Annotated in this window: 28 protein-coding genes; 9 read left to right on the forward strand and 19 right to left on the reverse strand. The window is 62.9% G+C overall.

Annotated elements, in window-relative coordinates:
• Positions 1 to 16: 16 nt before the first annotated feature.
• The 9 genes from tolQ to hisB all read right to left on the reverse strand — a co-directional run bounded on the left by tolQ (position 17) and on the right by hisB (position 4878).
• Positions 17 to 718, reverse strand: a complete 702-nt coding sequence (gene tolQ, locus G6N82_RS05450; RefSeq protein ID WP_165194517.1) for a protein TolQ — start codon at positions 716 to 718, stop codon at positions 17 to 19.
• Positions 715 to 1167 carry a YbgC/FadM family acyl-CoA thioesterase gene (locus G6N82_RS05455; RefSeq protein ID WP_165194519.1) on the reverse strand — a complete coding sequence of 151 codons (453 nt, stop codon included), beginning with the start codon at positions 1165 to 1167 and terminating at the stop codon, positions 715 to 717. The genes tolQ and G6N82_RS05455 overlap by 4 nt, the downstream gene beginning before the upstream one ends.
• A gap of 81 nt (positions 1168 to 1248) precedes the next feature.
• The gene (locus G6N82_RS05460) at positions 1249 to 1626 is read right to left on the reverse strand and encodes a histidine triad nucleotide-binding protein (protein WP_165194521.1); all 378 of its coding nucleotides are present in this window, start codon (positions 1624 to 1626) and stop codon (positions 1249 to 1251) included.
• Complete coding sequence (locus G6N82_RS05465) at positions 1626 to 1949, reverse strand: phosphoribosyl-ATP diphosphatase (protein ID WP_165197983.1); 324 nt, start codon at positions 1947 to 1949, stop codon at positions 1626 to 1628. The genes G6N82_RS05460 and G6N82_RS05465 overlap by 1 nt, the downstream gene beginning before the upstream one ends.
• A gap of 103 nt (positions 1950 to 2052) precedes the next feature.
• Positions 2053 to 2814, reverse strand: a complete 762-nt coding sequence (hisF, locus tag G6N82_RS05470) for an imidazole glycerol phosphate synthase subunit HisF (protein ID WP_165194523.1) — start codon at positions 2812 to 2814, stop codon at positions 2053 to 2055.
• Positions 2811 to 3542, reverse strand: a complete 732-nt coding sequence (gene hisA / locus G6N82_RS05475) for a 1-(5-phosphoribosyl)-5-[(5-phosphoribosylamino)methylideneamino]imidazole-4-carboxamide isomerase (RefSeq protein ID WP_165194525.1) — start codon at positions 3540 to 3542, stop codon at positions 2811 to 2813. The genes hisF and hisA overlap by 4 nt, the downstream gene beginning before the upstream one ends.
• On the reverse strand, positions 3539 to 4168 hold the full coding sequence (hisH, locus tag G6N82_RS05480) for an imidazole glycerol phosphate synthase subunit HisH (protein WP_165194528.1): 630 nt from the start codon (positions 4166 to 4168) through the stop codon (positions 3539 to 3541). Before hisH ends, hisA begins: the two co-directional genes overlap by 4 nt.
• A complete protein-coding gene (locus G6N82_RS15170) occupies positions 4161 to 4292 on the reverse strand; it encodes a hypothetical protein (protein ID WP_277601962.1) in 132 nt (43 codons plus the stop codon). Before G6N82_RS15170 ends, hisH begins: the two co-directional genes overlap by 8 nt.
• Complete coding sequence (gene hisB / locus G6N82_RS05485; protein WP_165194531.1) at positions 4285 to 4878, reverse strand: imidazoleglycerol-phosphate dehydratase HisB; 594 nt, start codon at positions 4876 to 4878, stop codon at positions 4285 to 4287. Before hisB ends, G6N82_RS15170 begins: the two co-directional genes overlap by 8 nt.
• Positions 4879 to 4985: 107 nt before the next feature.
• Here hisB and G6N82_RS05490 point away from each other — a divergent pair, with 107 nt between their 5' ends.
• Positions 4986 to 5477, forward strand: coding sequence for a ClpXP protease specificity-enhancing factor SspB (locus G6N82_RS05490; RefSeq protein ID WP_165194533.1), 492 nt, complete (start codon positions 4986 to 4988; stop codon positions 5475 to 5477).
• A gap of 58 nt (positions 5478 to 5535) precedes the next feature.
• A complete protein-coding gene (gmk, locus tag G6N82_RS05495; protein ID WP_165194536.1) occupies positions 5536 to 6171 on the forward strand; it encodes a guanylate kinase in 636 nt (211 codons plus the stop codon).
• 88 nt (positions 6172 to 6259) lie between these two features.
• Here the strand turns inward: gmk and G6N82_RS05500 are convergent, their stop codons facing one another.
• The 5 genes from G6N82_RS05500 to G6N82_RS05520 all read right to left on the reverse strand — a co-directional run bounded on the left by G6N82_RS05500 (position 6260) and on the right by G6N82_RS05520 (position 13432).
• Positions 6260 to 7156: an OmpA family protein gene (locus G6N82_RS05500; RefSeq protein WP_165194539.1), complete on the reverse strand. Its 897-nt coding sequence runs from the start codon at positions 7154 to 7156 to the stop codon at positions 6260 to 6262.
• Between the two features lie 571 nt (positions 7157 to 7727).
• Entirely contained in the window at positions 7728 to 9755 is a 2028-nt protein-coding gene (locus G6N82_RS05505; protein WP_165194542.1) for a bifunctional diguanylate cyclase/phosphodiesterase, read from the reverse strand.
• Positions 9756 to 10272: 517 nt separating this feature from the next.
• Entirely contained in the window at positions 10273 to 11082 is an 810-nt protein-coding gene (locus G6N82_RS05510; RefSeq protein WP_165194544.1) for an SDR family oxidoreductase, read from the reverse strand.
• Positions 11083 to 11095: 13 nt separating this feature from the next.
• Positions 11096 to 12235, reverse strand: a complete 1140-nt coding sequence (locus G6N82_RS05515) for an acyl-CoA dehydrogenase family protein (protein WP_165194546.1) — start codon at positions 12233 to 12235, stop codon at positions 11096 to 11098.
• A 3-nt stretch (positions 12236 to 12238) separates the two neighbouring features.
• Positions 12239 to 13432 carry an acyl-CoA dehydrogenase family protein gene (locus G6N82_RS05520; RefSeq protein ID WP_165194549.1) on the reverse strand — a complete coding sequence of 398 codons (1194 nt, stop codon included), beginning with the start codon at positions 13430 to 13432 and terminating at the stop codon, positions 12239 to 12241.
• Positions 13433 to 13652: 220 nt separating this feature from the next.
• Here G6N82_RS05520 and G6N82_RS05525 point away from each other — a divergent pair, with 220 nt between their 5' ends.
• The 4 genes from G6N82_RS05525 to G6N82_RS05540 all read left to right on the forward strand — a co-directional run bounded on the left by G6N82_RS05525 (position 13653) and on the right by G6N82_RS05540 (position 18705).
• Positions 13653 to 15089, forward strand: coding sequence for an MFS transporter (locus G6N82_RS05525; protein ID WP_165194551.1), 1437 nt, complete (start codon positions 13653 to 13655; stop codon positions 15087 to 15089).
• 95 nt (positions 15090 to 15184) lie between these two features.
• Positions 15185 to 16519 carry an acyl-CoA dehydrogenase family protein gene (locus G6N82_RS05530; protein ID WP_165194553.1) on the forward strand — a complete coding sequence of 445 codons (1335 nt, stop codon included), beginning with the start codon at positions 15185 to 15187 and terminating at the stop codon, positions 16517 to 16519.
• Between the two features lie 12 nt (positions 16520 to 16531).
• Entirely contained in the window at positions 16532 to 17620 is a 1089-nt protein-coding gene (locus G6N82_RS05535) for a Zn-dependent alcohol dehydrogenase (RefSeq protein ID WP_165194556.1), read from the forward strand.
• The gene (locus G6N82_RS05540) at positions 17620 to 18705 is read left to right on the forward strand and encodes a phosphotransferase family protein (RefSeq protein ID WP_165194559.1); all 1086 of its coding nucleotides are present in this window, start codon (positions 17620 to 17622) and stop codon (positions 18703 to 18705) included. The genes G6N82_RS05535 and G6N82_RS05540 overlap by 1 nt, the downstream gene beginning before the upstream one ends.
• A 6-nt stretch (positions 18706 to 18711) precedes the next feature.
• On the opposite strand, the gene G6N82_RS05545 is transcribed toward G6N82_RS05540, so the two are convergent.
• On the reverse strand, positions 18712 to 21093 hold the full coding sequence (locus G6N82_RS05545) for a S8 family peptidase (protein ID WP_241255206.1): 2382 nt from the start codon (positions 21091 to 21093) through the stop codon (positions 18712 to 18714).
• 156 nt (positions 21094 to 21249) lie between these two features.
• Between G6N82_RS05545 and dapD the strand changes: the two genes are divergently transcribed.
• On the forward strand, positions 21250 to 22089 hold the full coding sequence (gene dapD, locus G6N82_RS05550; RefSeq protein WP_165194562.1) for a 2,3,4,5-tetrahydropyridine-2,6-dicarboxylate N-succinyltransferase: 840 nt from the start codon (positions 21250 to 21252) through the stop codon (positions 22087 to 22089).
• A 70-nt stretch (positions 22090 to 22159) separates the two neighbouring features.
• Entirely contained in the window at positions 22160 to 22315 is a 156-nt protein-coding gene (locus G6N82_RS05555; protein WP_165194564.1) for a hypothetical protein, read from the forward strand.
• A gap of 3 nt (positions 22316 to 22318) precedes the next feature.
• Here the strand turns inward: G6N82_RS05555 and G6N82_RS05560 are convergent, their stop codons facing one another.
• The 3 genes from G6N82_RS05560 to G6N82_RS05570 all read right to left on the reverse strand — a co-directional run bounded on the left by G6N82_RS05560 (position 22319) and on the right by G6N82_RS05570 (position 24597).
• The gene (locus G6N82_RS05560; RefSeq protein ID WP_165194566.1) at positions 22319 to 23581 is read right to left on the reverse strand and encodes a dipeptidase; all 1263 of its coding nucleotides are present in this window, start codon (positions 23579 to 23581) and stop codon (positions 22319 to 22321) included.
• A gap of 149 nt (positions 23582 to 23730) precedes the next feature.
• Positions 23731 to 23976, reverse strand: a complete 246-nt coding sequence (locus G6N82_RS05565) for an SWIB/MDM2 domain-containing protein (protein ID WP_165194568.1) — start codon at positions 23974 to 23976, stop codon at positions 23731 to 23733.
• Positions 23977 to 24003: 27 nt separating this feature from the next.
• On the reverse strand, positions 24004 to 24597 hold the full coding sequence (locus G6N82_RS05570) for a YbhB/YbcL family Raf kinase inhibitor-like protein (protein WP_346773752.1): 594 nt from the start codon (positions 24595 to 24597) through the stop codon (positions 24004 to 24006).
• A 246-nt stretch (positions 24598 to 24843) separates the two neighbouring features.
• On the opposite strand from G6N82_RS05570, the gene G6N82_RS05575 reads away from it, so the two are divergent.
• Positions 24844 to 26298: a S41 family peptidase gene (locus G6N82_RS05575; protein WP_165194570.1), complete on the forward strand. Its 1455-nt coding sequence runs from the start codon at positions 24844 to 24846 to the stop codon at positions 26296 to 26298.
• Positions 26299 to 26307: 9 nt separating this feature from the next.
• On the opposite strand, the gene G6N82_RS05580 is transcribed toward G6N82_RS05575, so the two are convergent.
• Positions 26308 to 26715, reverse strand: a complete 408-nt coding sequence (locus G6N82_RS05580; RefSeq protein WP_165194572.1) for a GFA family protein — start codon at positions 26713 to 26715, stop codon at positions 26308 to 26310.
• Between the last annotated feature and the right edge of the window lie 21 nt (positions 26716 to 26736).

The raw sequence follows: 26736 nt of genomic DNA on the forward strand, positions 1-26736 counted from the left end.
GGCTTCTCAATTTTCATCACGCCTTATCCAACTCGTGGCTCAGGCTCGCATGGAACCGGTCGGCAAAGCGCTGCAGCCGCGCTTCAAAGCGGTTCACGCGGTGGCTGAAGCGGTTGTAGGCGATTACCGCCGGGATCGCGGCGAACAGGCCGATCGCGGTGGCAAACAGCGCTTCGGCGATGCCCGGCGCGACCACGGCGAGCGACGAGCTTTCCTGCATGCCGATCTGGAAGAAGCTGTTCATGATGCCCCACACCGTGCCGAACAGGCCCACGAAGGGCGCCACCGAGCCGACAGTGGCGAGGAAGTTCAATCGTTCCGAAAGATCGTCCGCCTCCTTGGCAACCTGGCTTTCCATGGTGCTGGCAAGCCGCTGGCGCGTGCCATCACGATCGACCGGCGGATGCTGGGTCGAGCGTTTCCATTCGGCCACACCCGCCGCGGCGACCCGCGCGGGGGGCAGGTCCTTGCGCGCGCGGCCGGTGGTGAGGCTGTCAAATTCCTCTGCTTCCCAGAAATCCGCTTCGAAGTCGCGCGATCCGCGTTCCAGCTTGCCCATGCGCACGCTGAACGACACGATGATGGTCCACACCCAGATGCTGGCGAGAATCAGGCCGATCATCACCGCCTTCACCACGATATCTGCCTGCAGGAACAGGTCGAGCGGGTTGAGCCGGGTGGGTGCAGCGGCAATCAGGGTAAGCAGGCTGGTGGTCATGCGAGATTGTCTTCCATGAAATTCCTGAACGCCGCGCGCCATTCGTCAGGCTGGCGGCGCGGGCGCCCGTCAGGCGTGATAAAGCCGACGCGCAATGTCGCTTCGCTTAACAGCTCTTCGCCGCGCACCGCGCGCTGGTGCATGCGGCAGCTTGCGGCGCCCAGCTCGGTGCAGGTGGTCTCTATCACCACATCGTCGTCGAGTTTTGCCGGGCGCAGGTACTTGAGGTTGATTTCGGACACCGCATAGGCGCCCTCACCCGCTTCGATCGCGGCGCGCTGGTCGATCTCCAGCATCCGCAACAGGTCAGACCGGGCGCGTTCGAACCAGCGCAAATAGTTGGCGTGATAGGTAATCCCCGAAAGATCGGTGTCTTCGTAATAGACCCGCACGGCATAAAGATGCCGCGCGCTATCGAAAACGCCACCGGGGGGATTGGGCATGACCATTCGCGAGTTGCTTTAGCGGAGGGGCGACTCGCGCCGCAAGTATGGGATTTTTACCCTCGACGAAAAAGCGACGACCTGAAGTTATTTCGAGAGCATTGGCCCCAGCGGATGCCCGCCGAAGATGTGGACATGCAAATGCGGCACTTCCTGATGCCCGTGCCCGCCGATATTGGCGAGCAGGCGATAGCCCGGCTCGACCAGCCCCTTCGCCCGCGCCACTTCGCCCACCGCGCGGATGAAACCGGCGATTTCATCGGCGCTCGCCTTGGTCGAAAAATCGTCCCAGCTGACATAGCGCCCCTTGGGGATCACCAGCGTATGGATCGCGGCCTGCGGGTTGATATCCTCGAAGGCATAGGCCCATTCGTCTTCATAAACCTTGGTCGAGGGAATTTCCCCGCGCAGGATCTTCGCAAAGATATTGTTGTCATCATAGGGCTGGGTCGCGTCGATCGGCATTATTCGCTCCGTGCGGCTTTCTCGTCGAGGCCGGACACTCCGTCGCGCCGGTCAAGTTCGGCCAGAACATCGGCCAGCGGGATATCTTTCGCGCTGAGCAGCACCAGCAGGTGGAACAGCACATCGGCGCTTTCGCCGACCAGCTCTTCGCGGCTGCCTGACAGCGCGGCAATCACCGCCTCGGTCGCTTCCTCGCCAAGTTTCTGCGCGATCTTGGGCAGGCCCTTCGCGTTGAGCTGAGCGACATAGCTGCTGTCAGGCGAAGCGCTGCGGCGCTCGGCGATGACCTGTTCGAGTCTGGAGAGCGTATCCGACACTTCTATCTCGTCATTGCGAGGGCTGCAGGCCCGCGGCAATCCAGTTGGGGCCGCTTCTGGATCGCGTCGCTACGCTCGCGATGACGAATTTTCAACTGGCGGTCTAGAATTAAACGCCTCGGGCCGGGAGGCCGACAGCCCGCAGCGCTGCATGCGCCTCGGATATCGAATAGGTGCCGAAGTGGAAGATCGAGGCGGCCAGCACCGCGCTGGCATGGCCCAGCGTCACCCCTTCGACCAGATGCTGCAGCGTGCCCACCCCGCCGCTGGCAACCACCGGCACGTTGACGCTGTCGGCAATCTCGCGGATCAGCGCCAGATCGTATCCGGCCTGCGTGCCGTCGCCATCCATCGAAGTGACGAGCAATTCGCCTGCGCCCAGCTCGGCCAACTTCACCGCATGCTCGACCGCATCGATGCCAGCCGGCTTGCGCCCGCCATGGGTATAAATCTGCCAGCCCGCGCCGCTGCGCCGTGCATCGATGCTGGCGACCACGCACTGGCTGCCGAATTTCGCGGCAATTTCACCGACCAGTTCGGGCCGGGCAACCGCGGCGGAATTGACCGCCACCTTGTCTGCCCCGGCCAGCAGCAGCGCGCGGGCATCCTCGACACTGCGCACCCCGCCGCCCACGGTGAGCGGCATGAAGCACACCTCCGCCGTGCGCCGCACGATATCGAGCAGCGTGCCGCGCCCTTCGTGGCTGGCGGAGATGTCGAGGAAGCACAGTTCATCCGCGCCGGCCTCGTCATAGGCCTTGGCCTGCTCGACCGGATCGCCCGCGTCCTTCAGATCGACGAAGTTGACGCCCTTGACCACGCGCCCGTCGGCGACGTCGAGGCAGGGAATGACGCGGATGCGGACGGTCATGATGCGCGGGCCGCCATCGCCAGTGCCGCCGCCAGATCGAGCCGCCCTTCATAGAGCGCGCGACCAGTGATCACGCCTTCGATCCCTTCATGCGCGTGGAGCGAAAGGACGTGGATATCGTCGAGACCCTTGACCCCGCCGCTCGCGATCACCGGGATATCGACCCGGCGGGCAAGGTCGACCGTCGCGTCGATATTGGCGCCTTTCAGCAGGCCATCTCGGCCGATATCGGTGAACAGCAGGCTGGCAACGCCGGCATCCTCGAACCGGCGCGCAAGATCGACCACGGGCACGTCCGACACCTCGGCCCAGCCCTCAGTCGCGACCATGCCGTCCTTTGCGTCGACCGCGACGACGATACCGCCTTCGAATTCGCGCGCCATGTCCTTGACGAATTCGGGGTCCTTCAGCGCCGCCGAGCCCATCACCACCCGCGCCACGCCCAGGTCGAACCAGCCCTCGACCGCTTCGCGCGTGCGGATGCCGCCGCCCAGCTGGACGTAGCCGGGAAAGGCTTCGATGATCGCCTCAACCGCTTCGCGGTTTTCCGCGCGCCCCGCGAAGCTGCCATCCAAATCGACCACATGCAGGTGCTGCGCGCCTGCCTCGGCAAAGATCAGCGCCTGCGCCGCCGGATTGTCGCCATAGACAGTGGCGCGATCCATATCGCCTTCGGCCAGGCGCACGACTTCGCCGCCTTTCAGGTCGATGGCGGGGAAAACGATCATGGGCGCCACTCCAGGAACCGCTCCAGCGTCGCCAACCCGTATGCCTGGCTTTTCTCCGGGTGGAACTGGACGCCGACGATGTTGTCGCGTGCGACCGCCGCCACCAGCCCTTCACCATGGTCGGTCATCGCCGCCACATCATGGCCGTCGCTCGCCGCGAAATGATAGGAGTGCAGGAAATAGGCCTCGCCCTCTTCCAGCACGGGATGGCGCTTGGCATGCGGCAGCAGGGCGACATCGTTCCAGCCCATATGCGGCACCTTGATCGACGGATCGGAGGGCTCGATCAGGTGCACCTCGCCCTCGATCCAGCCCAGTCCACGCGTGGCGCCGTGTTCAAGCCCGCGCGTGGCCAGCAATTGCATCCCCACGCAAATGCCGAGGAACGGCACGCCGTGGTCCAGCACGCGCTCTTCCAGCGCTTCGACCATGCCCGGAATGCCGCGCAACCCCTTGGCGCAGGCCTTGAAGCTGCCGACGCCCGGCAGCACAATCCGCCGCGCGCCACGCACCAGGTCCGGATCTGAGGTAACGGCGATATGTTCCGCACCAGCGGCCTTCAGCGCGTTGTGCACCGAGTGAAGGTTGCCCGCGCCGTAATCGATCAGGGCCAGAGCTTCAGCCATATTGTTGTTCCGCACGCCCGTCCGGGCGCGCGACCTCCTCGCTCAAGCGATCAAAGATCGCATCGCTGCGGGCGGGCAGTCGCCCTTGCGGCTGCTTCGCAGCCGATTGGAGCTTACTAGCCACCCAGCTGTCCCTTGGTGGAAGGGATCGCCCCGCCCTTGCGCGGGTCAAGCTCTACCGCCGTGCGCATCGCGCGGGCGAAGCCCTTGTAGATGCTTTCGCAAATGTGGTGATTGTTGGTGCCGTAGATCAGTTCGACATGCAGCGTCAGCCCGGCCGTCTGCGACACCGAATGGAACCAGTGCTCGATCAGCTCGGTATCCCATTCGCCCAGCTTTTCCTGCGTAAAGCCGGCCCGCCACACGAAATACGGGCGCCCCGAGATATCGAGCGCGACGCGCGACAGCGTTTCGTCCATCGGCGAATAGGCGCTGCCATAGCGCCCGATCCCGCCCTTGTCGCCCAGCGCCTGGGTGATCGCCTGGCCCAGCGCCAGCGCGCTGTCTTCTGTCGTATGGTGCTGGTCGACATGCAGATCGCCGCTCACCTTCATGGTGACATCGATCAGCGAATGCTTGGAAAACTGTTCGACCATATGGTCGAGAAAGCCGATTCCGGTGGAAACGTCATATTTTCCAGTGCCATCGAGGTTCACCTCGACGAGAATCGCGGTTTCCGCAGTGTTTCGCTCGATCCGGGCAGTGCGCATGTGCGCGCTATAAGCGCTCTTTGCCCGTGTGCAAGCACTGCGCACGACAACTGCGATGTCGATTGCCGCTTGACCGCAGCCGCGCACAGCGTCACGATTCAGGCGATATGAGTGATGAAACGCCAGACAGCCTGATCCCCTACGACGAGATCGTGCAGGAAGCGCTGCGCGCCGTGGTGGGCCGCGTGCTGGGCGAAATCGTGCAAGGCGGCAGCGAACTGCCCGGCAACCACCATTTCTACATCACCTTCAAGACCGGCGCGACGGGCGTTTCGATCCCGCCGCATTTGCGCGAACGTTTCCCGGATGAAATGACGATTGTGCTGCAGAACAAGTTCTGGGACCTGCAGGTAAGCGAGGACGGCTTTTCGGTCGGGCTCAGCTTCAACCAGGTCCCGGCGAAGCTTTCGATCCCGTTCAGCGCGATCACCGCTTTCGTCGATCCGGCGGTCGATTTCGGCCTGCAGTTCCAGGCGACCGTCGCCGAGATGGAACCCGAAGCGCACGAAGACGCGGAAAATGACGGTGAGGGCGACACGCCGGACGGCAGCGATGACGGCTCCAACGTGGTCACGGTTGATTTCGGCCGCAAGAAATAGGTCGATTGCGCGGCCCGCCGCACTTGATTCCTGACCCCGCTTTGCGCCAACAGCGCTCATGGCTGACCAAGATACCCTGCATCGCCGCGGACTGATGTTCATCCTGTCTTCGCCTTCGGGCGCGGGCAAGACGACGATATCGCACATGCTGCTGATGGCGGACGAGGAGATCCAGCTATCGGTTTCAGCCACCACCCGCCCGCGCCGCCCCGGCGAAGTTGACGGCGTCGACTACCATTTCGTGAGCGATGAAAAATTCGACCAGATGGTCGCCGAAGACGACTTCTACGAATGGGCGCATGTCTTCGGGTACCGCTATGGCACGCCCAAGGGCTATATCCGCAAAGGGCTGAAAGAGGGCCAGGACTTCCTGTTCGATATCGACTGGCAGGGCACCCAGCAGCTCTACCAGAAAGACCAGCAGGACGTGGTCAGCGTGTTCATCCTGCCGCCCAGCCTGCCCGAGCTACGGCGTCGGCTGGAAAGCCGGGCGCAGGACAGCCAGCAGGTGATCGACAGCCGGATGGAGCGCGCGCGCAGCGAAATCAGCCATTGGGCCGAATACGATTACGTCGTGATCAACGACGACGTGGACGAATGCTTCGTCAAGGTGCGCGAAATCCTGCATGCCGAACGGATGCGGCGCACCCGCCAGACCGGGCTGATCCCGTTTGTGCGTGGATTGATGGCCTAGCGCGCAGGCGGTTCGGGCGCTCTTTGCCCTCAAAGGAAAGGGGCGGACCGAAGCCCGCCCCTGCCGATAAGCGGATAATCTCCGATAATCAGATACCGTCAACGCTCTTGCTGACGAGGATGTTGACCGACACCCGGCGGTTCTGCGCGCGGCCAGCTTCCGTTTCATTGTCCGCCAGCGGATCGGACTCCGCCATGCCGGTCGGCGAAAGCATGCGCCAGGGAGCCCAGCGGCACTTCTGCTGCAGGAAGTTCACGACGCGGCCCGCGCGCTTCTCGCTCAGTTCCTGGTTGTAGTCTTCATTGCCAACCGAATCGGTGTAGCCGACGACCAGCAGCAGCGCATTGTCCATCGCTTCGGCTTCGGAAGCCGCTTCGCACAGTTCACGCTCGGCGCTGGGCGAAAGGTTCCACTTGCCGGTGTCGAAATAGACGTTGGTCGTGCCTTTGATGTTGTACTTGTCGATATCCGCCATGCGGCCGCGCAGTGCTTCGGTGGCAGCGGCATTCTCGGCGATGGCAGCTTCATTCTCGCCAAAGCGCTGGTCGGTGCCGTTGCGGATCATCGCTGCGGTTTTCAGGTCCTTGCTCTTGAGCGCGATCTTGCTGGCGACCAGACCGCCTTCCCATTGCACGGTCGAAACCGTGACCGGCAGGCCGTTAAGCAGCGAATCGGCGCCCAGCTTCTCGCGGCTGAGCCCCAGGAAGCCACCGCTGGTGCGAATTTCGGTCGCAGGGGCAACGTTAAAGACCGTCGCGCCGCCGCCTGGCGTGGTGACCTGCACGCGGTTGCCGTTGCGCGCCGTGATGAAGCCTTCGAGTTCCGGCCCGTCAGGCAGGGCATCAAGATCGGTCGGCAGCGAGCCATAAACATCGATCTGGGTTTGCCCGCCATCGGCCGTCTGGGCTGAGAGGGTACCGGTTGCCGGGATGGCAACCAGGGCCAGCGCCGCGAGCGCCGCCGGTCGTGTCGAGATAGAAATCATTCAATTACTCCTTCAATCCTCATCAGCCGGTCTCGCACATGCACGACCTACAGGCGACCGTCCCCCCACCATGGCACGTCCGGCTGTCAAAACCCCCTAAAAATCTCCTTCAAGGCGTGCGCCCAACAGGCACATATCTGACGCACTTGACGTTCTGCGTGTTCGGAGAAACCTTTCTGGCAGATGAACGAGACGGGCCTGCCCCGCCATTGCGAGGGTGGCTTGAGGCGGGCCTGCGGCGAACCGAAAGTTGCTGCATCCCCCAGCCACAGGCCTGACGAGCATGTTCGCATGATCAGCCAAAAGTGTGAACCTGCGCCAAGGTTCGAAAGAATCGCCCTGCCATCGGGCGTCTCACATCCACCGCTGCGCCCTCGAGTCTGGCTCAAGGCCGCGTGCGCGCTTTGCCTTGGGCAATAAAAAAGGCCCCACAAAGGGGGCCTTTCAAATTTGATTGGACTTCGACTTAAGCGAAAATCCAGTCCCAAATCGAACGCAACATGACCCAGACTCCTTTTGCAAATGGAGCCTAGGAAATAAATTAACCATGCTTGTTTGTAAACTGTTAACCTTAACCGCTACGCTGCAAACCGTTATCCCTCTGTAATCGCATGGTTTCCTGCAAGAGCGGGAGCGTTTGCGGGCGGGCAATGCAATAGCCCTGGCCCAGGTCACCGCCCATATTTCTTAAGATTTCAAGGGTCGCGAGGTCCTCGATTCCCTCAGCTACCGAGACGAGTCCCAAACCGCTGGAAAGACTGAGCATGTTTTCGACGATCGTGCGCGCGGAACGGTCATTGGTTAGGGCGCTGACGAACATCCGATCGATCTTCAGTTCAAAGAATGGCAAGCGATACAGCGCATCCAGGTTGGCGGATGAAATACCAAAGTCGTCGATAGAGAAACGGATGCCTGAATTGCCAAGTCGCTCCATAATGTCGCGAGCAACAGCGAAATCCTCGATGCGGGCGCTTTCCGTTACTTCGATAATGATATCGGCGGGGTCGGCGCCGGATTCAGCAAGCGCAGTCTCGATCATATCGGCGATCCGGTGGTCGACGAACTGGATGGCTGAGACGTTGGCCGACACACGCGCCGGCAGTCCCTTTTCTCGCAGCGACCGGGATGCGGCAAAACTGAGGCCGAGCAGCCGCTTTGTCAGTTCATCGAGTCGCCCAACGCGCTCGCATTGAAGGATGAACCGGGCGGGAGAGATTTCGCCTCGCTCCTCATCAACCCAGCGGGCCAGCGCCTCAGCGCCGATAATCCGGCCGGACTGCAGTTCGATCTGGGGTTGCAGCTTGATCGAAATGCGGTTCTCGGTGAGGGCCTGTTCGAGGCGTGCCTGAAGCGAATAATCCCAGGTTTCGCTGTCGGCCTCGAAATTGGTGATGATGAAGACGGGGCGATACGCCTCGCGCGCCTGGTCAGCTGCGGCGATCGCCGAGCTGATCCGGCTGGATGGCGACTTGTTCTTCGAATGGTCGACACCGATCGTCATGGAAAGATCAAGCGTGCGCTTCGAGACGGAAACAGCTTGCGATGCAACCGCGCGCAAGCCCTCGAGATGCGATTTCAGGTCAGGATAATCTTGCGCGCGAACCAGGAAGCCAAAGTATTTGCCGCCGTCATGATAGACAGTGTGCTGCGTATCGCCAAGGTTCAGCCGGGTGGCGACCTGGCGCATGTACTGGCGCTGTTCGCTTTGGCTGAGGGTCGCCAGCACCGCGTCAAGGCGTGCCACCTTTGCCACGACGATAGCAAATGCAGCGACATCTTCCTGGCATTCGAGATCTCGGCGCAAGGCCGCAAAGTTCGGCAACTTGCTGCGCGGATCGATAAAGATATGCCGGCGCCGGTAATTGTAGATTGCGCGCAATGTCGCATAGAAGGTGCCGAGAAAAAGCGCCTCCGATAGCATTACGCGCAAGCCAAGATAGGCGCTGAGAACAAAGAAAGTGACGAGGGCAGCTACCCAGAGCCCATACACCAGCATTCGGTTGCGCCGCCCACGCACTATCCCGAGACCCAGCAGGAGCAGCAAGCCGAATGCAGCAATTGTTATCGATGACCCAACAAACTGCCCTGAATTGCGCAGCGCGGTCTCCGCCGCCACAATCTGGATCAGGCCAGCGGATACATCGCCATAGTTCGCATCAGGAGCCTTGATCGCGCGCCTGTCGCGTCCACTTCCCCAGATGACCACGGTTTTGTCTTGCACAGCATTCAGTGCCAGGCCGTTGCCTCTTGCGAGTTCGGATAGGTCGATCTGGGGAACCTGGCTTGTGTCGACGGAATAGTCGGGAAAAATCGCTTCTGTCGTAGCGCCGCCATGGGCAATCACATTCCAGACCGCAGGATAGGCAGACCTTCCGTCCGAATACTCCGACTCGATGCCCCAAACAAACCCAAGGAAGTCCGGCTGGATATCGCTGGCGGCGATACGCATCCCCCGCTCGAAGAACTCACTTCCATCTTCGATCAGCCGGTTTTCATCGATATCGTCGCGGATCGGCCGCGACAGGATGACACGCTCCCTGTTGCGCTCCAGCGCCAATCGCAGGTCGCGATCGACCCTGGAATTGCCGCTCAACTGCATCGGAGTATCGATGACGATCCGGCTGACGCCTGCCTGGCTCATGCGATCGAAGCGCGTTACCGAGATGCCGATTGAACTCGGCACCGGTTTTGTCGGACCGATCCGAGCGCTCCGTCACGAGTACAATTTCGCCACTCGGACTATGATTGAATAGCTTGGACTGCAGCGACCAGATAGTAACATCGATCGGGCGCAAGATCGTGATGAACGCCGCCATCGCCGCAACGACGATCGCGATGACCGCGTGCCGCAGCCGCTCGTTCACAAAGAATCTTTGTACCAGTTCCAGCAAAACATGTTCCCTCAACCGGTCCTGTCATAACCAGTTAAGGTAAACGGAACCTTCCCTTTGCCCTCGCAGGAACGGCACATGGCGATTTGCTGGCAGCCTTTGGAGCACGAGCCCCGTTGCGGCGTGCGTTGGTGCCGGACAGGGATTGTTTGTTATGGTTATTTTACAGTGCTTTGCGCGCAGGCCGGCACAGGCTGGAATGGCGCAGGTGGAATAGCAGTAAACTTAGTGCCCGCCTGCCGGGTCGTTAAAATAATCCGGCAGATAGGCGTTTACCACGCCGCCATCGACGATCACGGTCTCTCCGACGACATAATCGCCCGCTCGGCTGCACAGGTAAATCGCCGCCGCCGCCATGTCTTCTGCGGTGCCGATCCGCTTCGCCGGGATGCCCGCAGCCGAAGCCTCAGGAGCATTCTTCGCCGCCTTGTTCATCTCGCTCGGGAAAGCGCCCGGCGCGATCGAACTGACGACGATATTGTCCTTGATAAGCCGCGCGGCCACGCGGCGGGTCAATTGCACCACGCCCGCCTTCGAAGCCTGGTAGGCGTAGGTTTCCCACGGATTGATGCGGAAACCGTCGATCGAAGAGACGTTGATCACCTTGGCCGGGCGGCCTGACGAGGCCGATGCGACCAGCAGCTTGTGCAGCTTCTGGGTCAGGAAAAACGGGGTCTTGACGTTGAGGTCCATCGTGCGGTGCCAGCCCGCCTCGCTGAACTCGAGGTAATCCTGCCCCCAGGCCGCACCCGCATTGTTGATCAGGATATCGAGCTGGCTTTCACGCGCGGCGATCGCATCGGCGAGCTGCTGCATCCCGTCCATCTGCGACAGGTCGGCCGGAATGCCGATCACCCGATCGGCGCCGAATTCGTCGATCGTCTCCTGCATCTGCTCGACCTTGCGGGCCGAGATGTAGACCCGCGCACAGCCCGCCGCGAGCAGGCCCTCGACGAACATCTTGCCGATCCCGCGCGAGCCGCCGGTGACGAGCGCGATGCGCCCGTCGAGGCCGAAGAGTGATTGGATATCCATTGCTCTGATCCCCTCAGTACCCGCTCAGCTCGGCCACGCGGTTGGCGTGGTAATAGGCATCGCCCAGGAACTCCTGCAGCGCGCGGTCGCGCTTCATGTAGAGCCCGATGTCATATTCGTCGGTCATGCCGATCCCGCCGTGCATCTGCACGCCTTCCTTGACCGCAAGGCCAGCCGCCTTGGCAACCTTGGCCTTGGCGACCGAGGCCATCAGATCGGCCTTCTCGCTGCCCGCGTCGAGCAGTTGCTGGGCCTTGATCACCGCCGCACGCGCGATCTCGACTTCGGAATAGAGGTGCGAGGCACGGTGCTGCAGCGCCTGGAATTCGCCGATCAGCCGCCCAAACTGCTTGCGCTGCTTGAGATAGTCGATCGTCATGTCCATCGCACCGCGGGCGACACCCACGCCTTCGGCGGCAGAACCGACCCGGCCCGCCATCAACAGCGCATTGAGCACTTCACGCCCGCCATCGACTTCGCCGATCACCGCATCGCCATCGAGTTCGACATTGTCGAAAGTGGTATGCGTCGCCATCGAACTGTCGACCAGCCGCACGGCGTTATGGTTCATGCCCGCCGCATCCTTGGGCACTGCAAACAGCGTGACGCCGTCAGCATCGCTGTCGCTGCCCGAAGTGCGCGCGGCGACCACGATCATGTCGGCGCTCGCGCCATGGATCACGAAGTCCTTCTTGCCCGACAGCTTGAAGCCGTTGCCCGAGCGTTCGGCCTTGCACGCGATCCGCTCGGGCCGGTGCTTGGCGCCTTCGTCCACCGCAACCGCAAACACGCTGTCGCCCGAAACGAGCCCGGGCAGGTAGCGCCCGCGCAGGTCTTCGCTGGCGTGCTTCAGCGCCGTCGCCGCCAGTACCGAGCTGGTCAGGAACGGCGAAGGGGTGAGGTTGCGCCCGATTTCCTCGAGCACGATCCCGGCTTCGACATGGCCCATGCCCAGCCCGCCGTCTTCCTCGCCCACCAGGATGCCGGTGAAGCCGAGTTCGGCCATCTGCTTCCACAGCGCGTGGCCGAAGCCGTCCTTGCATTCGCGGTCGCGCCAATGGCGCAGCTGCTTGGCGATGGCGCCTTCCTCGGCCATGAACTGGCTCGCGGTTTCGGCCAGCATCGCCTGGTCTTCATTATGATACAGCGGCATGGATCAGGCTCCCGGCAGGTCGAGAATGCGTTTGGAAATGACGTTCAGCATGACTTCGCTGGTGCCGCCTTCGATCGAATTGGCCTTGGTCCGCAGCCAGTTGCGCGCCGGCTTGCCGCCGTCGGTGTCATCGCTGTCCCACTCCAGGCTGCGCGATCCGCCCACGCTCATCATCAGCTCGTGGCGGCGCTTGTTGAGCTCGGTCCCGGCATATTTCATCATGTTGGGCTGCGCCGGATGCGCCTTGCCGACCTTGATCTCGTCGAGGAACTTCTCGCCCATGCAGGCATAGGCCAGCGCATCGACATCGAACATCGCCAGCTCGGCACGCAGGATCGGGTCAAGCTCGCCACCTTCCTTGGCAGTAGCGCGCTTCATCGCCGCACCGATCGCCGCGGTACGGTCGCCGCCGCCCGCGCCCGAGATCATCTCGCGCTCGTGGCCAAGCAGGTACTTTGCGACGTCCCAGCCGCGGTTGATCTGCCCCACAAAGCCGGGGCAATCCTCGCCATAGCTCTTGGGCACGGCCACATCGTCGAAGAAGGTTTCGCAGAACGGGCTGTTGCCGCTGATCAGCTTGATCGGCTTGGTGGTGACCCCGGGCGTCTCCATGTCGAACAGCATGAAGGTGATGCCCTGGTACTTGTTATCCTTGTCGGTGCGGACGAGGCAGAAAATCCAGTCACACTTGTCGGCATAGGAGGTCCAGATCTTCTGGCCGTTGACCACCCAGTGATCGCCCTTGTCTTCGCCGAAAGTCTGCATCGAGACGAGGTCGGAGCCGCTGCCCGGTTCCGAATAGCCCTGGCACCAGCGAATTTCGCCGCGCGCGATCTCGTTGAGGAAGCGCTGCTTCTGGCCTTCGGTGCCGAAGTGCAGCAGCGCCGGGCCAAGCATCCAGATGCCGAAGCTCGACAGCGGCGGGCGGGCGTTGATGCGGCTCATTTCCTCGCGCAGCACCTTCGCCTCGGCCGGATTGAGGCCAGCCCCGCCATATGCCTTGGGCCAGGCGGGGACGGTGTAGCCCTTGGCCACGCAAGCTTCGAACCACGCCTTCTGTGCGTCGCTCTTGAAGCTGGCGTTGCGCCCGCCCCAGTAAACATCGTCTTCGTCACGCACCGGTTCGCGCATTTCGGGGGGGCAATTGGCTTCAAGCCAGGCGCGAGTTTCGCTGCGGAAGCTATCCAGATCGGACATGTCCGACTCTCCTCTCATGTCTCCTGATTGACGCTTACGTTAGGGGCATTGACGGGTTGCAAGCAAGGACGGATTTCGCGGCGAAGTGCTCACTGGCCATGCCGTAGCGTCAGCGTGTTTACGTTGACGGGGCCGCGCGTTCGCTTACGCTAACGTCAATCGAGAGGAGAGGCTTGATGAGTGGTTTCGCGATGATTCGCTGCGCCGGAGGCCTGGCGGCGTGAGCCTTGTCACAGGCTCCCTGCAGCTGCGGCTGAAGCTGATCCACGGCTTCGGCGCAGTCGCGTTCGGAGTGAAGGATTCGGGCTTCAGCTTCTTCCTGCTGCTCTATTACAACCAGGTGCTGGGCATGGACGCAGGCGTGGTCAGCCTCGCCTTGCTGGTGGCGCTGCTGGTGGATGCCGTGGTCGATCCGATCCTGGGCCATCTGTCCGACCGGACCTACACACGCTGGGGCCGTCGGCTGCCATGGCTGTATCTCGCGCCGATCCCGCTGGCCTTCGCCTGGATCGCACTGTGGTCGCCGCCGGGTGCCGAGCCGCCGACCTTCTGGGGCCTGTTGGGCATCGCGGTGGTCGTGCGGGTGCTGCTGTCGGCCTGCGAAGTGCCCTCGGTCAGCCTGCTGCCAGAGATTACCGCCGACTATGACGAGCGCACCACGCTGTTCCGCTATCGCTATCTGTCGGGCTGGTCGGGCGGGATCCTGATGATGGTGCTGGCCTACACCGTTTTCATGCCGGGGCCGGAGGGACTGCTGCAGCGCGACGGTTACGCGCTATTCGGGATTTTCGGCGCCATCCTGATGGCCGTTTCAGTGATGGGCTCCGCCTTCGGGCAGCACCGCCTTGTTGCCGGTTATCCGGCAACCAAGCCTCCGCCATTCTCGCTCAAGACAGCTTTTTCGGAAATTATCGAGGCCTTCAGCGAACGTGCTTTCGTCATTTTCGCGCTAGGCGGGCTGGCTGCCTATGTCAGCCAGGGCATGTCGTTCTCGATGACGAATTATCTCAATGTCTTCGTGTGGCAGTTCGACCGCGCAGCCCTGACGGCATTCCCCGGCATCCTGTTCCTGTCTGTCGTGCTGATGTTCTTCATCGTCAGCCCCATGCACCGCCGCTTCGGCAAGCCCAAAAGTGCCGCGATCGGTGCGCTTTCGGCACTGGTTCTGTTTCTGCTGCCTTATGGCTTGTTGCTGTCAGGGGTGTGGCCGCAAGTCGGCACCTGGGCCTCCACCGGGCTGTACCTGGCGCTACACCTGCTGGGCAACACGATGGGGATCGTGGTGATGATTTCCGCATCGTCGATGATTGCAGAGATCGTCGAAGCATATCTGGAAAAGACCGGGCGGCGTGCCGAGGGCGCGTTCTATTCCGGCAACTGGCTGGTCCAGAAGTGCGCCACCGGGCTTGGCATCTTCCTGACCGGCCAGATCGTCGCCGCTTCGCAGCTGCCCTTCGACGCTGTTCCGGGCGCGATCGAGCAGGCTGTGATCGTAAAGATGATCGCGCTCTATTGCGGAGCGAGTATCGTACTGGCCTGTATCGCGGCCTATTGGCTGGGCCGCTTCCCGATCAGCCGGCATGAGCACGAAACGCGACTTGCCACGCTCAACGCGGCCGCGCGCGCCGATCCCGACGCGCATGCGATAACCCCGTGACATTGTACAAATGAGAGCTTGGCGCGGCGGATTGGCTCTGCCACGGTCGCCCCAACAGATTCGATTGCAAATCAGGACTTGAGAGGAACGCCCCCATGGATTTCGAACCCACCGAACGGCAGCAATACTGGCGCAATCGGGTGCGCGACTTCATCGAGAGCCACGTGCGCCCCGCAGTTCCCACCTACAAGGCGCAGGATGCCGAGGGCGAGCGCTGGAAGGTGATCCAGGTGGTCGAAGACCTCAAGGCCAAGGCCAAGGCCGAAGGCATCTGGAACCTGTTCATGCCGCCGCGCAATGACAGCCACCACCATGTCGACGACACGTTCGAATTCGAAGGGCCAGGCCTGACCAACCTCGAATATGCGCTCTGCGCGGAGGAAATGGGCCGCATCGGCTTTGCCAGTGAAGTGTTCAACTGCTCCGCGCCGGACACCGGCAACATGGAAGTGTTCCACCGCTATGGCACGGCTGAGCAGAAGGAAGAATGGCTGCGCCCGCTGATGAACGGCGAAATCCGTTCGGCCTTCCTGATGACGGAGCCCTATACCGCCTCCTCTGACGCAACCAATATCGAATGCCGGATCGAGCGCGACGGTGACCACTACGTCATCAACGGTCGCAAGTGGTGGTCATCCGGCGTGGGCGATCCGCGCTGCAAGGTGGCGATCGTGATGGGCAAGACGGACTTTTCCGCCGGGCGCCACGCCGCGCAATCGATGATCCTGATGCCGATGGACGCGCCGGGTGTGAACATCCTGCGCCACCTCCCGGTGTTCGGATATGACGACGCCCCGCACGGCCACATGGAAGTCGAGCTGAAGGACGTGCGCGTGCCCGTGACCAATATGCTGCTGGGCGAAGGGCGCGGCTTCGAGATCGCGCAGGGCCGCCTTGGCCCGGGCCGCATCCATCACTGCATGCGCACCATCGGCGTCGCCGAGGAAGCGCTCGCCAAGATGTGCCGCCGCCTGCAAGAGCGCGAAGCGTTCGGCAAGCCGATCTACAAGCATTCGGTGTGGGAAGAGCGGGTTGCCCGCGCCCGGATCGATATCGACATGACCCGCCTGCTCTGCCTGAAAGCGGCCGACATGATGGACAAGGTCGGCAACAAGAGCGCCAAGCAGGAAATCGCCATGATCAAGGTCCAGGCGCCCAATATGGCGCTACGGATCATTGACGATGCGATCCAGGCGCATGGCGGCGGCGGCGTGTCGGACGATTATGGCCTCGCCAATGCCTATGCCCACCAGCGCACTTTGCGGTTGGCTGACGGGCCGGACGAAGTCCACGCCCGCTCGATCGCGCGGATGGAATTCGCCAAGCACATGCCGCAGCCCGGGCCGACCGCCAACGCCCTGCGCGATGGCAAGGCGCCGACAATGGGCGAGGCGGGCTTCAGCTCGGGCGATATGGGCGTGGCGCGTTAAGGGAGCGGACCATTGGCAAAAGCAGCCATTCTTGAACAACCCGGCCAAGGCCTCGTCATCGGCGAGGTCGAGCTGGCCGATCCCGGCCCGCATGAGGTTCTGATCGACACCAAGGCCTGCGGCCTGTGCCATTCGGACCTGCATTTCATCGACGGCGCCTATCCCCACCCGCTGCCGGCCATTCCCGGCCATGAGGCGGCAGGCGTGGTGCGCGCGGTGGGCAGCGAAGTGAAGACAGTGAAGCCGGGCGACCACGTGGTCTCCTGCCTCAGCGCCTTCTGCGGGCATTGCGAATTCTGCGTAACAGGTCGGATGGCGCTGTGCATGGGCGCCGACACGCGGCGGGGATCGGGCAGCGCGCCGCGCATTACCCGCGCCGATGGCTCGCCTGTGATGCAGATGCTCAACCTTTCGGCCTTCAGCGAACAGATGCTGATCCACGAACATGCCTGCGTGGCGATCGACAAAGATATGCCGCTTGACCGTGCCGCCGTGATCGGCTGCGCGGTGACGACCGGCGCGGGGACGATCTTCAATGCGGCCAAGGTGGTACCTGGCGAGACCGTGGCTGTCATCGGTTGCGGCGGCGTCGGCCTGGCGGTGATCAATGCCGCGAAAATCGCCGGCGCGGGCAAGGTGATCGCCGCCGATCCGATCCCGGAAAAGCGCGAGCTGGCCAAGGCGCTGGGCGCGACCCACACGGTTGACGCCATGGCGCCCGATGCCGCCAAGCAGATCATCGAAATTTCCGGTGGCGGCGTGCATTACGGGATCGAAGCGGTGGGCCGGCAAGCCTCGGCAGACCTGGCCGTCGCCTCGCTCCGCCGCGGCGGCACGGCGATCATCCTGGGCATGATGCCGCTCGACTGCAAGGTCGGCCTCGGCGCGATGGACCTGCTCGGCGGCAAGAAGCTGATGGGCGCGCTGATGGGGATGAACCATTTCCCGGTCGACCTGCCGCGCCTGGTTGATTTCTACATGCGCGGGCTGCTCGATCTCGATACGATCATCGCCGAGCGGATCCCGCTGGAGCAGATCAACGAGGGCTTCGACAAGATGCGCAGCGGCCATTCGGCGCGCAGCGTGGTGGTGTTCGACTGATGGCGCAGGATCCCGCTCCGATCGATTTCGACAAGGAAATGGTCGGCACGGTCGAAGTGCCGGAGAAGGACCGGCTAGACCTTGATCGGCTGACCGAATGGTTCGAAGCCAATGTCGAAGGCTTTGCCGGGCCGATCAGCTACACCAAGTTCAAGGGCGGCCAGTCGAACCCGACCTACCGCATCGACACGCCCGACGCTTCCTACGTGCTGCGCCGCCAGCCCTTCGGCAAGCTGCTGCCCAGTGCGCACGCGGTCGACCGCGAATATGCGGCGATGACCGGCCTTTACCCGACCGGCTTCCCCGTACCGCGCACTTTTGGCCTGTGCGAGGATACCGAGGTGATCGGCGCCAAGTTCTTCGTGATGAGCATGGCCAATGGGCGCAGCTTGTGGAACGGCGCCTTGCCGCAATACTCGAAGGACGAGCGCCGCGAAATCTACCACGCGCTGATCGACACCATGGCGGACCTGCACCTCAAGGACCCGCAGGCGATCGGCATGGGCGATTATGGCAAGCCGACCGATTATTGCGCGCGCCAGATCAGCCGCTGGACCAAGCAGTACAAGCTATCGGAAACCGAGCACCAGCCGAATATGGAACGGCTGATCGAGTGGCTGCCTGAAACGATCCCGCCGCAGCACAATTCCAGCGTGGTGCATGGCGACTATCGGCTCGACAATGTGATCTTCCATAAGACCGAGAACCGGATCATCGCGGTGCTCGACTGGGAGCTGTCGACGCTGGGCGATCCGATTGCGGATTTCAGCTATCTGATGCTCAACTGGCACAATCCGGCCGATGGCCGCGCGGGCCTGCTAGGGCTGGATTTGGAAGAACTGGGTATCCCCAGCCAGCAGGAAGCGGTCGAGCGCTATGTCGCGCGCACGGGTTATCCCGTTCCGCCGATGGACTGGTATTTCGCCTACAACCTGTTCCGGCTGGCCGGCATCATGCAGGGGATCAAGAAGCGCGTGATTGACGGCACGGCATCGTCTGCCCATGCCAGGCAAATGAGCGAGCGCGTGACCCCGCTGATTGAGCGGGCTTACGAGTTCGCGTTGTCGGCGGGAATGCCCGAATAGCCGCGATCAGAAGCCTGCACTGAAACTAACCATCGCGCCAACATCGGCGGGCGCATTGCTATAGTGCCCGGGCTGGTGGCGGTAGAACAGGCTCGCCCCGCCGCGCCCGCGCATCACCGGCCCCTGCCAGGCCAGTTCGCCGACTATTTCGCGGCCATCGGGCGCAAACGAAAAGCGCTGGATCGCATAGCCCGGCGTTTCGCTGGCATAGTCATAGCTGGTCGGCAGGTTTACGCGCAGCCCGCCATGTTCAACCCGCAGCGGCTGGCTGACACGAAGGCCCAGGCTGTCACCAGTCGCCAGCACATTGCTGCGCGTTACGTCGATGGCCCAGCCATGGCTGAACATGCGCGATCCCTGCGCGATGACATCGCCGGATCGCGCGCGCGTGAGCCCCACGCGCGTCGCCCCGCCCAGGGTCCAGTCGGTGCCAAGCTGCCACTGCGCCGCTCCATCGACAAACCACGTGTCGGCACCGTGCTGACCCAGCGCCGGGTTGAACCATGCACCCAGCACGCTGCGGTCTTCCTGCAGCCAGCTTAGCCCCAGCGTCGCCGCCAGCGCTCCCATCTTGCGATCGAATGCCAGGCCGAAGCTTTGCACCGGCAACCGCTCGCGCTGCCGGTCCAACACCTCCGAAAGCCGCGGGGCATAGTTTTGCCGCACCTCGCCGCGCTCGGCATGAAAGGTCACGCCCCAAGTTCCAACCTGCTGCCGCAGCGCCAGCGCCGTATCGCCTTGCTGGAGGAAGCCGGTGTCGCGCTGCACCCCCGGTGCGATCCGAAAAGCCGCTCCCGAACGGCCCTGGAGCTGCGCCACCAGCCCGTCGGCATCCTGCGCTATTGCCAGGCCGATCTGTGTGCCCGGTGCGATCCGCGCGGCAATCCGTGCGGCCAGCACCCGTGCGCTTTCCGCTTCATCGGTTGTCAGGCGCAGGAACTGGTCCGCTCCGGACCGGTCGCTGACCTGGAAAGCCAACGCCACGTCGCGCCCGCCCGCCGCCAGCGATCGGCCATATTGCGCAACGGCGCCATGCAAGCGAGGAACCACGGAGGCTCCCGCCATTCCGGCACCAAGTTCCAGATTGTAGGCGCGGCGATATCGATCGGTGACAATGGTCGAAAGCGAGCCCCGGCCCAGCGCATCGCCCATGGCCGGTGAACCCACCGCTACCCGTTGGTCCAGCGCGAAGGCTGCAGATTGGCCGGCAATGGTCGTCGTTCCGGCCGGGGCCAAGGCGCGGGCGATGTCGAGGATACCGCGTCCGTAAAGCGCATCGGTGCCCGCCGATCCGGCATCGCGGGCGGAATCGAGCAGGATCTGGACGATCTGCGCGCCGGTAAGGTTGGGAAAGGCCTGCGCCAGCAAGGCAACGGCGCCCGACACCTGCGGCGCGGAAAAGCTGGTACCTGAAAAGAGCGTGACGAACTGCTGCCCGTTGACGTTTTCCACGAACAGGCGGCCGTTTTCATAGACGCAACAGATCCGCTCGCCGCGCGCGGAAAGATAAGATGCGGCAGCATTCCCTGCTCGATTGCTGAAGTCTGATAGCTGCCCGTTGGCATCGACCGAACCGACAATGATCACATTGTTCCCGCCCGCCTGCCGCAGGCTGGCGGCGAAAGGATCGGGCTGGTTCGGATCGATCCCAGGCTCGCTGCCGTCCCCGCCATTGCCCGCCGAGACCACAACCACAATTCCGGCGTTGGCGGCGCGTGCCACAGCATCGAGCACCGAACGTGACGCAGCGCCGCCCCCAAGGCTGAGATTGACGACTTTGGCGCCGCTGCTCACCGCTACATCAATGCCGCGCGCAATCGCCCGGTCATCGAACAGGCAGCTGAGCGAGGGGTCCTGCGGCGTATCATTGGCACAGCTGCCCGGAGTATCCGCCCGAAGCGCCAGCAACTGGGCGTTGAAGGCAATGCCCAGAATTCCGGTGTCGTCGCGCGCGGCAGCGGCCACCAGCGCCACGTTCGTGCCATGATCGTCCTCGCCATCGATCCCGCGGTTACCCGCGACATCGGCGGAGGCGGGATGAATGCGCCCCGCGAATTCGGGGCTGTCGCTGTCGATCCCGCTATCGACGATGGCAATGATCGATCCCGCGCCGGTTATCCCGGCCTGCCAGGCAGTGATCGCATTGTGGAAGCCGGGCCCATCGGATTCGCGGAATTCGCGCGTGTCAAAATTCGTCGGAGGCGGCGTCGGGGTGGGCGTTGGCGTCGGGACGGGCGTTGGAGTGGGCGTTGGTGTCGGAGTTGGCGGCGGCCGCGTGCTCGACGGTGCGGCTCCGCTTCCCCCGCCGCAGGCAGCAAGCAGCGCCAAGGCCGATATCGCTGGCAATAGGCGCACGCGCGCGAAGACAGGGGAGACAGCCGTGGGCATCGTGCGACCTTCCTAATCCCGCCCCCGTTAAGCGATAGCCATAGGTCCAAGGTTATCGGCGAAGCAAGATTTTCTGTGCGCCGGAAAGCTTGCCGGGCTCCCTCACGCCCGCTAGCAGCGCTGAATTGCCACCAACGTCCTGCGGAGTACCCACACATGTCCAGCGAACTCGCCAGCGCGATCGAACAGGCGTGGGAGCGCCGCACCGAAATCACGCCCGCAGACCAGGACGTGCGCGCCATCGTCGACGAAGCCATCGGTCTGCTCGACAGCGGCGGCGCGCGCGTGGCCGAACCTGACGGCAATGGCGGCTGGAAGGTCAACCAATGGCTGAAGCAGGCTGTGCTGCTCTCGTTCCGGCTGAACAACAACCGCGTCATGGAAGGCGGATCGGCCGGCGAAGCAGCCTATGACAAGGTGCCGAGCAAATTCGCCGGCTGGGGCGACAACCGCTTTAGCGAAGCGGGTTTCCGCGTGGTGCCCGGCGCGGTGGCGCGGCGTGGCAGCTTCATCGGCAAGGGCGTCGTGCTGATGCCCAGCTTCGTCAACATCGGCGCCTATGTCGATGAAGGCACGATGGTCGACACCTGGGCCACGGTCGGATCCTGCGCGCAGATCGGCAAGAATGTGCATATTTCCGGCGGCGCCGGGATCGGCGGCGTGCTTGAGCCGCTCCAGGCCGGGCCAGTCATCATCGGCGACGGCGCCTTCATCGGTGCCCGTGCCGAAGTGGCAGAAGGGGTTCGCGTGGGCGAAGGCGCGGTGCTTTCCATGGGCGTTTACCTGGGCGCATCGACCAAGATCATCGACCGCGCCACGGGCGAAATCCACCGCGGCGAAGTGCCGCCCTACGCGGTGGTCGTGCCCGGATCGCTGCCCGGCAAACCACTGCCGGACGGGTCGCCCGGCCCGTCGCTCTATTGCGCGGTGATCGTCAAAACGGTCGATGCGCAGACCCGCGCCAAGACCGGGATCAACGAGCTTCTGCGCGACTGACCGGCAGTTTCGGAACGAAGATGACAGCGCCCCGTTGGCTAGGGTATGATTACCTCGAAAGGGAGGCCGTATGAGCTACAACAACGGTGACGAAATTCACATCGAAGACGATGACGCACGCGCAGCCGTCACTAACACGGGCCTGCGCTGGGTTTTGGCGATCGGGCTGTTGCTGGCGATCATCGCAATGACGCTGGTTTGGGTCATTCCCGCTCTTACCGCCTGAGCCCTAGCCTCCGGTCACAACCGTTTCGATTGCCGGTGCACCGCGCTGGCTGGCAGCATAGGCTTCCGCTCCGCGCAAGGCGCGCAGAGCGTTGCGCAGCGAAATCTTTTCCAGGTCGGCCTGGCTGTATCCGCGCCGGGCAAGCTCCACGAACAGCGCGGGATAGCCGCTGACATCCTCAAGCCCGGGGGGCGCAAACGGGATGCCGTCATAATCGCCGCCAATCCCGATATGGTCGATACCGGCCACTGCGCGGACATGATCGATGTGATCGGCGACGTCGCGGACGGATGCTTGCGGCAAGGGATTGCGATCGTCCCATAGCTTCAAGCCTTGCTCGACCTGCTCCGGCTGGCCTTGCCACAGCGCCTCGAGCCGCGCCTTTTCCGCATCGCGATTGGCATTCCATTGGCGCGCGGGTTCGCTGAGGAAGCCGGGCACGAAGGTCACCATGACAATGCCGCCGTTAGCGGGCAGGCGCTGAAGCACGCTGTCCGGGACATTGCGGGCATGGCCATTGAGTGCACGCGCGCTCGAATGGCTGAAGATCACCGGAGCCTTCGCCACATCAAGCACATCATGCATGGTCTTCTCGCTGACATGGCTGAGGTCCACCTGCATGCCCAGGCGGTTCATTTCGCGGATCACGTCCCGCCCGAAATCGGTCAGCCCGTTATGCGCAGGCGCATCGGTGGCGCTGTCGGCCCAGGGCGTGTTCTTCGAATGGGTCAGCGTCATGTAGCGCGCGCCCAGATCATACATCTGGCGCAGGACGCCCAGGCTGGAGCCGATCGAATGGCCGCCTTCCATGCCCATCAGCGAGGCGATCTTGCCTGCGGCCAGCGCGGATTCGACATCGTCGGCGGTCAGCGCCAGCTGCAAATCGTCAGGATAGCGTTCGATCAGTCGCTTGGTGACGTCGATCTGCTCGATCGTCATCTGCACCGCCTCGGGCTCTTCAAGCGAAGCGGGCACATAGACCGACCAGTATTGCGCCCCCACCTTGCCTTCGCGCAACCGCGCGATGTCCGTATGCATCGCGGCGCGGCGCGGTTCGGTGCTTGCCGTATCCGTCGTATCGTGGAAGTCGAAGTCCGCGATGACATTGCCGAACCGCCCGCGCAGCTGGATCGGCACGTCGTTATGGCCGTCCATCACCGGTGCTGCCCGCAGTGCTGCCGCGGCGACCTCTTCCGGCGTTTGCGCTGCCAGCATGACGGGAGCGGCAAGCAGCAGGGTAGCCGCGATCATGGATACGGACTTCATCAAATTCTCCTGGAGTGTGTCGAGCAAGCGGATACGAACCTTACTGGCGCAGCCGCCAATGAAAAGCCTCTGGCCAAATTGCGGGCACAAAAAAGGGCGGCGCAGCTCCGCGAAGGGAACCGTGCCGCCCTTGTCTTTTGCCCAATGGCTTAGCTGAGGTGCTTGGACACCGCAGCGGTCATCTTGAACATCGAGATCTGCGCATTGCCGATCACCGCGCCAAGCTTGGCATCGGGATTGATCTGACGCTTGTCAGTCTTGTCCTGCAGGCCATTCGCCTTGATGTATTCCCACACCTTCGAAGTGACCTGGGCGCGGGTCATGGGACCCTTGCCAATCACTGCTTCAAGTGCATCCGACAGGTTCACGGGCTTTTGCAGCGCGTTTCCAGCCATGTTCAATTCCTTTCCATGTTATGGCCGTTACAATTCGAAGTCGTCATCACCCCAGTCTTCCTCGTCCTCCTGCGACCGGGTGTATTGGGCGACCAGCAACGCGCTGGCGACAACTTGCCCTTCCATTGCTGCGAGCAGGTCCGCCCGCGAAGCCCCAGGCATCAGGGTCAGCGGCAGTTCGAGCGCAAACAACTGGAATACGAAATGATGGGTCTCGCCCTCTGGCAGATCGGGCAGGAGCCATTCGGAATTGCCGAGCGCGTTCTTGCCGGTGCGCGGCGGAACTTCGCCCTCCAGCAGCTTGCCCCGCTGGCCAGGCAGGCCCCAGACCAGCCAATGGCAACGCGGATCATCGCCAGCAGAGGTGGCATCTTCCACGATCACGACCAGTTCCATCGCGCCGGGGGGCGGCGCGGTCCATTCAAGCGGCGGCGCGACCGCATCTTCCTCGTCAGCGGTGAAGCTGGGATCAAGCGCTTCGCCGGAACGGAACGCCGGACTGGTCAGCTGCAAACCGCCGCGCCCCAACGAACGCTCACTGCCAAGCCGCGCAATCGCCAGCCCGCCATGGCGAGCCGCGGGCGGCAAGGAAGCATGGAGCCAGTCAGGCAAAGCAGACACAGGTAGTCGATCCCTCTCGCGCAATATTCGAACACAAAACTAGGCGCTAAAGTCTGGTGTGACGAGGCGATTAAGGTGAATTTACCCCGCTTTTCGGGCTTAAACTGTGGGTAATTCGCCGGGTTGTCGCGATTTCGCAGGCCAAACGCCAAAATTGCGGGATTGCCGTGCGCGCAACGAGGCGGCATGTTGTCGCTTCTTCCCCCGCAACGGAAACGCGTTTCCGATCAATCGAAGAGGACTGTGATGGGTCTCGGTCGCACTGCCCTAAGCACAACACTTGCCATTTCGCTCGCCGCTTGCGGAGGAGGAGGAGGGGGAGGAAGCGCGCCTCCCATTGGCGGCACGCCCACCCCAACGCCGACACCGACCTCTACCGCCTGTGCAGTATCGCAGCAGCAGCAGTTCGCTTTCGATGCGATCAACGAATGGTATCTCTTCCCCGATTTGATCGCCACCAATGTCAACCGGGCGAACTTCACGACAGTCCAGGCCTACATGGACGCACTGACCGCACCGGCAAGGGCCGCGGGGAAGGATGACTTCTTCAACTTCGCCACGTCGATCGCGGAAGAGAACGCGCTGATCAATTCAGGTTCAAACGCTGGCTTCGGCATTCGGCTTGGCTATGACACAGTCAACAACCGCGTTTTCGTGCTGGAAGCTTACGAGACCGCGCCGGCATTCCCCGCCGGAATAGACCGCGGCACGGAATTGCTGGCGATCGGCACATCGAGCAGCAACCTGCAGTCGGTCAGCAGCCTGATGGCATCGGGCGGTCCGCAAGCCGTCAGCAATGCGTTGGGGCCATCGACCGCCGGGACGACCCGGGTCTTGCAGTTCCGTACGGCTGGCGGCGTCACTAACGAGCGCAGCATAACGAAAGCCGATTACTCGCTCGATCCGGTGTCCGACCGCTATGGCGCCTTGATCCTGAACGATGGCGGCAAGCGGGTCGGCTACATCAACCTGCGCACCTTTATCGTCAGCGATGCCTCAAACCAGTTGCGCACGGCCTTTGCCAATTTCCGCAGCCAGGGCGTGACCGAAGTCATCCTGGACTTGCGCTACAACAGTGGCGGTCTGGTCGTCGTAGCCGAGACGCTGGGCGACCTGCTTGGCCGCACCCGCGAAGGCCAGGTGTTCAGCAACACGGTGTGGCGCGCCAGCAAGGCTTCGCGAAATTCGACCCGCAACTTCCTTTCGGAGCCGAACTCGATCGCCCCGACCAAGCTGGCAATCATCGGCACAACGAGCACTGCGTCAGCCAGCGAGCTCGTAAGTAATTCGATGCTCGCTTACCTTCGGCCAAACATGGCGCTGATCGGCACCAATACGTCCGGCAAGCCGGTGGGGCAGAGCGCATTCGACGTTGCCGCGTGCGACTTGCGCTTGCGCGTGGTGACCTTCAAGACCGACAATGCCGCGGGCCAGGGCGAATACTTCAATGGCCTTGCAGACCCCAATGCAAACCCGCCATTCTTCACCAACACCTGCCGCGCCAATGATGACGTGCTCAAGCCGCTGGGCGATCCAACCGAGGCTTCGATCGCCACCGCGCTCGACTTCCTCGCAGGCCGCAGCTGCACCGCGATTTCCGGCGGAACCCAGCGTACTGCGCAATCGGTTGGAGCAGGGCGGCAGTTGCTGCAGCCGGAAGCTCCGTCTGCCGCCCAGCACCAGATCCCGGGATTGTTCTGACCCGCAGGCCTAAAGCCCGTCGGGCACAGTCTCGAAACCGGGAATGTCGCCCAGGTCGACCCAGTCCTGCTTGCTCTTCGTGTAGCAGTGGAAGGCAGGCTTGAGGCTGGAGGTATCGTCCAGCGTCCCGGCCTTGATGAACATCACGCCCGGCGGATGCGCCACGCGTGTAAACACCGGTGAGCCGCAATTGTCGCAGAACTGCCGCTTGACCGTGGCGCCGCTATCGCCCGTGTCGTCATAGGTCTTGACCTCACCTTCGACCTTCACCGAGCCTTCAGGCACGCCGATGATGATCGAGAGCGCGCTGCCCGCCTGCCGCTGGCAGTTCTTGCAATGGCAGGTGACGCACATCAGCGGGTCGGTGGTCAATTCATAGCGCACCTTGCCGCACAGGCAGCCTCCGGTCAGACCCATTTGATGTCTCCTTCTTGCACT

The sequence above is a fragment of the Altererythrobacter sp. BO-6 genome, assembly GCF_011047315.1.
Taxonomy (GTDB): Bacteria; Pseudomonadota; Alphaproteobacteria; order Sphingomonadales; family Sphingomonadaceae; genus Erythrobacter.

Bases quoted from the DNA above. Each gene is read 5' to 3' on its own strand.
- G6N82_RS05575 (WP_165194570.1), top strand. From the start codon at position 24,844: ATGGGTCTCGGTCGCACTGCCCTAAGCACAACACTTGCCATTTCGCTC.
- hisB (WP_165194531.1), bottom strand. From the start codon at position 4,878: ATGCGCACTGCCCGGATCGAGCGAAACACTGCGGAAACCGCGATTCTC.
- hisA (WP_165194525.1), bottom strand. From the start codon at position 3,542: ATGATCGTTTTCCCCGCCATCGACCTGAAAGGCGGCGAAGTCGTGCGC.
- G6N82_RS05500 (WP_165194539.1), bottom strand. From the start codon at position 7,156: ATGATTTCTATCTCGACACGACCGGCGGCGCTCGCGGCGCTGGCCCTG.
- G6N82_RS05530 (WP_165194553.1), top strand. From the start codon at position 15,185: ATGGATTTCGAACCCACCGAACGGCAGCAATACTGGCGCAATCGGGTG.
- G6N82_RS05490 (WP_165194533.1), top strand. From the start codon at position 4,986: ATGAGTGATGAAACGCCAGACAGCCTGATCCCCTACGACGAGATCGTG.
- G6N82_RS05510 (WP_165194544.1), bottom strand. From the start codon at position 11,082: ATGGATATCCAATCACTCTTCGGCCTCGACGGGCGCATCGCGCTCGTC.
- G6N82_RS05580 (WP_165194572.1), bottom strand. From the start codon at position 26,715: ATGGGTCTGACCGGAGGCTGCCTGTGCGGCAAGGTGCGCTATGAATTG.
- G6N82_RS05455 (WP_165194519.1), bottom strand. From the start codon at position 1,167: ATGGTCATGCCCAATCCCCCCGGTGGCGTTTTCGATAGCGCGCGGCAT.
- G6N82_RS05540 (WP_165194559.1), top strand. From the start codon at position 17,620: ATGGCGCAGGATCCCGCTCCGATCGATTTCGACAAGGAAATGGTCGGC.
- tolQ (WP_165194517.1), bottom strand. From the start codon at position 718: ATGACCACCAGCCTGCTTACCCTGATTGCCGCTGCACCCACCCGGCTC.
- G6N82_RS05565 (WP_165194568.1), bottom strand. From the start codon at position 23,976: ATGGCTGGAAACGCGCTGCAAAAGCCCGTGAACCTGTCGGATGCACTT.
- dapD (WP_165194562.1), top strand. From the start codon at position 21,250: ATGTCCAGCGAACTCGCCAGCGCGATCGAACAGGCGTGGGAGCGCCGC.
- hisF (WP_165194523.1), bottom strand. From the start codon at position 2,814: ATGACCGTCCGCATCCGCGTCATTCCCTGCCTCGACGTCGCCGACGGG.
- G6N82_RS05555 (WP_165194564.1), top strand. From the start codon at position 22,160: ATGAGCTACAACAACGGTGACGAAATTCACATCGAAGACGATGACGCA.
- G6N82_RS05545 (WP_241255206.1), bottom strand. From the start codon at position 21,093: ATGCCCACGGCTGTCTCCCCTGTCTTCGCGCGCGTGCGCCTATTGCCA.
- G6N82_RS05515 (WP_165194546.1), bottom strand. From the start codon at position 12,235: ATGCCGCTGTATCATAATGAAGACCAGGCGATGCTGGCCGAAACCGCG.
- hisH (WP_165194528.1), bottom strand. From the start codon at position 4,168: ATGGCTGAAGCTCTGGCCCTGATCGATTACGGCGCGGGCAACCTTCAC.
- G6N82_RS05460 (WP_165194521.1), bottom strand. From the start codon at position 1,626: ATGCCGATCGACGCGACCCAGCCCTATGATGACAACAATATCTTTGCG.
- G6N82_RS05505 (WP_165194542.1), bottom strand. From the start codon at position 9,755: ATGCAGTTGAGCGGCAATTCCAGGGTCGATCGCGACCTGCGATTGGCG.
- G6N82_RS05560 (WP_165194566.1), bottom strand. From the start codon at position 23,581: ATGAAGTCCGTATCCATGATCGCGGCTACCCTGCTGCTTGCCGCTCCC.
- G6N82_RS05520 (WP_165194549.1), bottom strand. From the start codon at position 13,432: ATGTCCGATCTGGATAGCTTCCGCAGCGAAACTCGCGCCTGGCTTGAA.
- gmk (WP_165194536.1), top strand. From the start codon at position 5,536: ATGGCTGACCAAGATACCCTGCATCGCCGCGGACTGATGTTCATCCTG.